This is a genomic window from Nitrospira sp. (genome assembly GCA_030692565.1).
Lineage (GTDB): Bacteria > Nitrospirota > Nitrospiria > Nitrospirales > Nitrospiraceae > Nitrospira_D.
In genome coordinates this window covers 1-4,368 of the sequence record JAUYAO010000038.1, presented here as the reverse complement: position 1 = coordinate 4,368, position 4,368 = coordinate 1, and the positions used below count along the sequence as shown (strand labels likewise).

At 56.8% G+C, this 4,368-nt stretch carries 9 protein-coding genes; all 9 read right to left on the bottom strand.

Annotated elements, in window-relative coordinates; genetic code table 11:
* Window positions 1–196: 196 nt before the first annotated feature.
* Window positions 197–613 carry a hypothetical protein gene (locus Q8N04_09685; protein ID MDP3090938.1) on the bottom strand — a complete coding sequence of 139 codons (417 nt, stop codon included), beginning with the start codon at window positions 611–613 and terminating at the stop codon, window positions 197–199.
* Between the two features lie 48 nt (window positions 614–661).
* A complete protein-coding gene (locus tag Q8N04_09680) occupies window positions 662–1,027 on the bottom strand; it encodes a DUF5615 family PIN-like protein (GenBank protein ID MDP3090937.1) in 366 nt (121 codons plus the stop codon).
* The gene (locus Q8N04_09675; protein MDP3090936.1) at window positions 1,024–1,263 is read right to left on the bottom strand and encodes a DUF433 domain-containing protein; all 240 of its coding nucleotides are present in this window, start codon (window positions 1,261–1,263) and stop codon (window positions 1,024–1,026) included. The genes Q8N04_09680 and Q8N04_09675 overlap by 4 nt, the downstream gene beginning before the upstream one ends.
* 820 nt (window positions 1,264–2,083) lie before the next feature.
* On the bottom strand, window positions 2,084–2,341 hold the full coding sequence (locus Q8N04_09670; GenBank protein MDP3090935.1) for a YgiT-type zinc finger protein: 258 nt from the start codon (window positions 2,339–2,341) through the stop codon (window positions 2,084–2,086).
* Window positions 2,342–2,345: 4 nt separating this feature from the next.
* A complete protein-coding gene (locus tag Q8N04_09665) occupies window positions 2,346–2,648 on the bottom strand; it encodes a DUF4258 domain-containing protein (GenBank protein ID MDP3090934.1) in 303 nt (100 codons plus the stop codon).
* Window positions 2,649–2,898: 250 nt separating this feature from the next.
* A complete protein-coding gene (locus Q8N04_09660) occupies window positions 2,899–3,156 on the bottom strand; it encodes a type II toxin-antitoxin system RelE/ParE family toxin (GenBank protein MDP3090933.1) in 258 nt (85 codons plus the stop codon).
* Window positions 3,153–3,410 (bottom strand): hypothetical protein, encoded by a 258-nt coding sequence (locus Q8N04_09655; protein MDP3090932.1) that lies wholly within the window; start codon window positions 3,408–3,410, stop codon window positions 3,153–3,155. The genes Q8N04_09660 and Q8N04_09655 overlap by 4 nt, the downstream gene beginning before the upstream one ends.
* Window positions 3,411–3,501: 91 nt before the next feature.
* Window positions 3,502–3,744: a hypothetical protein gene (locus Q8N04_09650; GenBank protein MDP3090931.1), complete on the bottom strand. Its 243-nt coding sequence runs from the start codon at window positions 3,742–3,744 to the stop codon at window positions 3,502–3,504.
* Window positions 3,745–3,914: 170 nt separating this feature from the next.
* The coding region (locus Q8N04_09645) for a UDP-N-acetylglucosamine 2-epimerase (protein ID MDP3090930.1) at window positions 3,915–4,368 on the bottom strand (454 nt) is incomplete at its 5' end.

Sequence of the window (4,368 nt, the reverse complement as noted above, 5' to 3'; positions counted from 1 at the left end):
AATTGTCAGCGTGTACGGAGATCTCTCCCCCAGGCTCTTTCCGGCAATCCCGGTTGGTTGAGCAAGACTCAGACCATCCGGCGCTGTCATGAGCCTCTGCATGGTCAATGAGTTAGCACTGTCGGCTGATGGGGAGCTGTATGGATGCTTGCTAGGCTGTACAAAACGGAATGGAGGTGAAGGTTGCGGCTCAGGCTCAGGTTGAGGGGGGCAAGGAGTCAGAGGAAGGAGCGGGGCAGCCTCCAGGGAGAAGGATCACGTACTCCTCCGGCATGCGCTCTACGATTCGATCCCATTCTTTGATGGCAGGCTTTACGTGGTGATCCAGGTGCGTTAGAGCGGCATAGAGTCGCCCCTCGTATTCATCGCGGTTTGTGTCGTCCGCCGGAGGAATCACTCTCAAGGTGGCTGACAGATTATGAATCTCTTCCACGGCCTCAAGAATATCCTCAAAGTGATGTTCGAGGGTCGGAGTGGACGGCATCACCAGCGTGTCAGGCTCAGGAATGGCATTGATGAGCGCGTCCAGCGTGCGCGCCTGATTGACGCTCGGAACAAGGACATGGGGGACGCAGATTGGCGTCTCCGAACGCACGGTTTGTTCGCTGGTCATTAACGTCGTAAACGGAGATCCCTCATTCTTGAATAAAGAACATGCCGCTCATGCCGGTTTCGCATCCTGCGGACGGATTCTGACCATTCCCGCAGAAATGACGCTGAAGGCATTGCGCATCTGATCACCATGTAACTTCACGGCCGCCGCGACCGCTTCGGCCTTTGCTTCTTGAGTCATGCCGGCCAGTCGCACCAGAATCACTCCGGCATCAAGGCGGCGTTGGCGAAATATCAATTCACCGAAATCTTTGTCCGTTGTGATCAATGGTGAGCCTTGCTCGGTCGCTGCTTTCAACACATTGTCATCGCTGATTCCGGGGGTGATCTCGGCGACATACGTGACGCTGTGCCCGTCCTGTCGCAGACGCTCGACGATTGCTCGATCGACGCCTTCATCGGCGACGAGTCTCATGCAGCCTGATCGGGAGTCGGGTAAATGACGTCCGCTCGCAGCGCTTTTGCCGCAAAGTCCAAGGCTGCCGAAACGGCTTCCCGGGTCAAACGCGAGTGTGCGGCGATAATCTGTTCCGGAGACTCACCGGCAGCGAGCTTTTCAAGTATCAGTTCAACCGTGATGCGTGTTCCGGCAATAACCGGTTTGCCCATCATGATCGACGGGTTCGATTCGATAAGCTGCGTTTGCATCATGCCCTCCTTCACACCAGCATCCACAGGACTAAAAAAGAAGATACATGGTCGAGAGTCTTTTTTCCGGCCCGCTCCAGCAGACCGACTCCGCTCAGTCATGCTCACCGCTCACTTCAGACGCTCAACATGGCGCACGCCCCACGCATCGTTCGCGATTTTCCTCCGTCATCATTCCGAAATCCACCCCCGGGCCCTGCACACGGCTTCGAGTTGTTCGCGATTCTTGTCGACGAGTCGGTCAAGACGCTCCAGCCCCATCAGAAGCTGTCGCAGCGCCATTTATTCCTTCCGGGGAGAGTTGATCCAAGCATCGAAGAATCTGTTCATCGTTTATCTCGATGGCCAGCATGGATGACCTCCTTCACTCGCGTCTGCACCTCCGTCCGCGAGTCATTCTACGCACTGCCTTTCCACATGTCGAGATCTTGTTGAAGGGAAGTACGGCCAGCAAGCGGAGAGGGAAAAGGGGGCGGGATATCCGAGTCGAGATGCGCTGTGATGGTCACCTGCTTCTTATTTGAAAGCGCAGCGTGGGCCTTCTTCGTGGTGGCCCGGTCAATTCTCAGGTGACTGAGACTCGGTTGCTTCTTGGTAGAATCTCCGAACCCTTCTCTATTCTACGGAGCCAATGATGAGCAAGGGCATTGGGGTCATGGGGCATTGGGGTCATTGCTTGACTTTGCATCACCATAATCAAGGGCGTGTCATCCCACCGTGGCCCTCATCATGTGCCCCGCTGAGGACGTACCGATGGCCTCTTTTTTTCAGTGGGGGGCCTTGTCTCGCCGGCATGGGCCGCCGGCTTGTCCCACAGGGTCATCTATGCCATGGTCGCAGTTTTCTTGACAGGCACTTCGAGCATGCTGTCCGGTCTCTCTTCGTGCCGGTGGATCGCCTCGCAATGGCGCTCGGTCTCTTCGAGCGTCTTGCCGTCATAGTATTCCATCCCACATTGCACGCACACGTCCACTGGCATATTGGGCACGAGCAAATACTTCCCGTCGTGCTCGTATAAATACGGCGCCTGCCGCGACTCAAATGCCTCGCCTGCGCAATAATTGCATTGTACCTTGTGCATCGTGTCACCTCGCTCGTGTCCAGGGATCGGTAAATTTCGGTGGATTCGGAATATATACGGTCACCAACACAATTTTCTCTCCATGCCACCCGCACACCACGTGTATCGGCGTGTTCCCGGATACCCCCACGACCAGACATGTCTCGCCACGGCCAGTGTCAGGGTATTGCTCAAGCATTGTACCGGACAGCATCGCTTCTTTGACTTGCCTGAAGGTCAAGTGATCGATTTTGCGCTCGTTATCCGCATGACGACTGTACAAATACTCGCCGGCGCTCACCTTCGCTTGTATCGTCTCGATGTCCATACCGCTCCCCGCAACTGTTCAGGAGATAGGCCGACCCTTTCTGCCGCCTTGCCATCCCACTTCGGAGGGATCACGCCGTTCTTCCACTGCCCTGCCATCAATCGCGCCAGCGCGGGAGGCAGTTTGCCCGGATCGGTGCCGATGAGTTCGTTTGTCCCGATGGTGATGGTCTCCGGGCGTTCGGTGTTGTCGCGGAGGGTATTCGTTACACCCCCTTTGCTTTGAGGTCTATTCTGCCCCGAGGCCTCGATTATTTTCGGTAGACTTCTCGGCGGTGACCGATCGTCACGACGGTCACCAGATGCTGTGCGTCATTCACCTCGTACACGATCCGAAAGGTCCCTGCCCGTATGCGGTATAACGGCACGCCACTGAGTTTCTTTGCGCCATGTGGCCATGGGTTATCGGCTAACTTTCGGATTGCTTCATCTGCCCGACGAAGCCACTGATCCTCCAGCCGCTCAAGCTCCCGGCTTGCCGAAGGCTTGATGACAAGTCGATACGTCACAGACGGTCGGCCTTCTTGAGTCGTTGGCGAACACGTTGATACGGAATGGCCCGCTCTGCGCGCCGGTCATACCATGTTGCCACGTCGATCAGATCTTCCGTCAATGCCGGGTTGGCGAAGAGTCGCTGCATGATCGCTTCACGCTCGGACTTCGGTAAGGACTCAAATGCTGTCATGAACACTTCCGCTGTGGCATCGGCTGTTCTCACAATGGCGTCCTCCTTTTGATCAAATTCTTTTTGGGTTTCTTCCATGCAGTGTGCTTCGACCACTCGAATAGCCGTGCAAGATTGACCGACATCGTCCTATCCACACGTCTGAACAGGACGTACATGTCGATTGCAATCATCGCCGGCCAACCTCTTGTTTGCGGATGGCCCTGTTCATGCTCCCAACGTTCAATGGCCGGAATGGGGCCTTGAGCATCCCCGCCAACTCTGACGCGTCGATACGTACCGACACGACCTGCCTGCGACGTTTCTCATCGATCACCAATCCCGAGCGATTCTCTGGCTGGAGAGCAAGTCGATCCCGAACGTCCTTCGGAGTGGTCGCCTGGCCTTTTCTTCGCGCGATCGGCTTTGTCATCGCTCCTTCTCATTATTACTATCACTGGATGGTGTTACTCTATGATACCCCTCTGTGCCAAGCAAGGTTATGGACTCGAGACCCCACTTGCCTTGCGACCGATGTGGACGCCGCCGCCGTGGCCGGGTGCCAAGCAAGGTTATGGACTCGAGACCCCACTTGCCGCCGCCTCAATTCGCGACCAGCACTTGCTCTAGATGCTCCACGATCCGCGCTGCCGCCTTGCCGTCCCATTTCGATGGGATCGCGCCTTTTTTCCACTGCCCTGCCATCAAGCGCGCTAGGGCAGGCGGCAGCTTGCTTGGGTCGGTGCCGATGAGTTCGTTGGTGCCGATGGTGATGGTCTCCGGGCGTTCGGTGTTGTCGCGCAGGGTCAGGCACGGGATGCTGAGCACGGTCGTCTCTTCGGTGATGCCGCCCGAGTCGGTAATCACGCCCTTGGCATGCTTCACCAGGTAGTTAAATTCCAGATAGCCCAGCGGATCGACGTAGTTGAGTTGCGGGGTCTTGCTGTCGAGGTCGCGCAGGTTCTTGGCCGTCCTGGGATGGACCGGGAACACCACCGGCAAGCCGCGCGTGCCTTCGGCAATGGCTTGCAAGAGTCGCAGTAACTGCTGCTCCCCA

Coding starts and splice junctions, on each gene's coding strand:
- Q8N04_09665 (MDP3090934.1), bottom strand. CDS start 2,648: ATGGACATCGAGACGATACAAGCGAAGGTGAGCGCCGGCGAGTATTTG.
- Q8N04_09680 (MDP3090937.1), bottom strand. CDS start 1,027: ATGAGACTCGTCGCCGATGAAGGCGTCGATCGAGCAATCGTCGAGCGT.
- Q8N04_09655 (MDP3090932.1), bottom strand. CDS start 3,410: ATGGAAGAAACCCAAAAAGAATTTGATCAAAAGGAGGACGCCATTGTG.
- Q8N04_09670 (MDP3090935.1), bottom strand. CDS start 2,341: ATGCACAAGGTACAATGCAATTATTGCGCAGGCGAGGCATTTGAGTCG.
- Q8N04_09675 (MDP3090936.1), bottom strand. CDS start 1,263: ATGATGCAAACGCAGCTTATCGAATCGAACCCGTCGATCATGATGGGC.
- Q8N04_09685 (MDP3090938.1), bottom strand. CDS start 613: ATGACCAGCGAACAAACCGTGCGTTCGGAGACGCCAATCTGCGTCCCC.
- Q8N04_09650 (MDP3090931.1), bottom strand. CDS start 3,744: ATGACAAAGCCGATCGCGCGAAGAAAAGGCCAGGCGACCACTCCGAAG.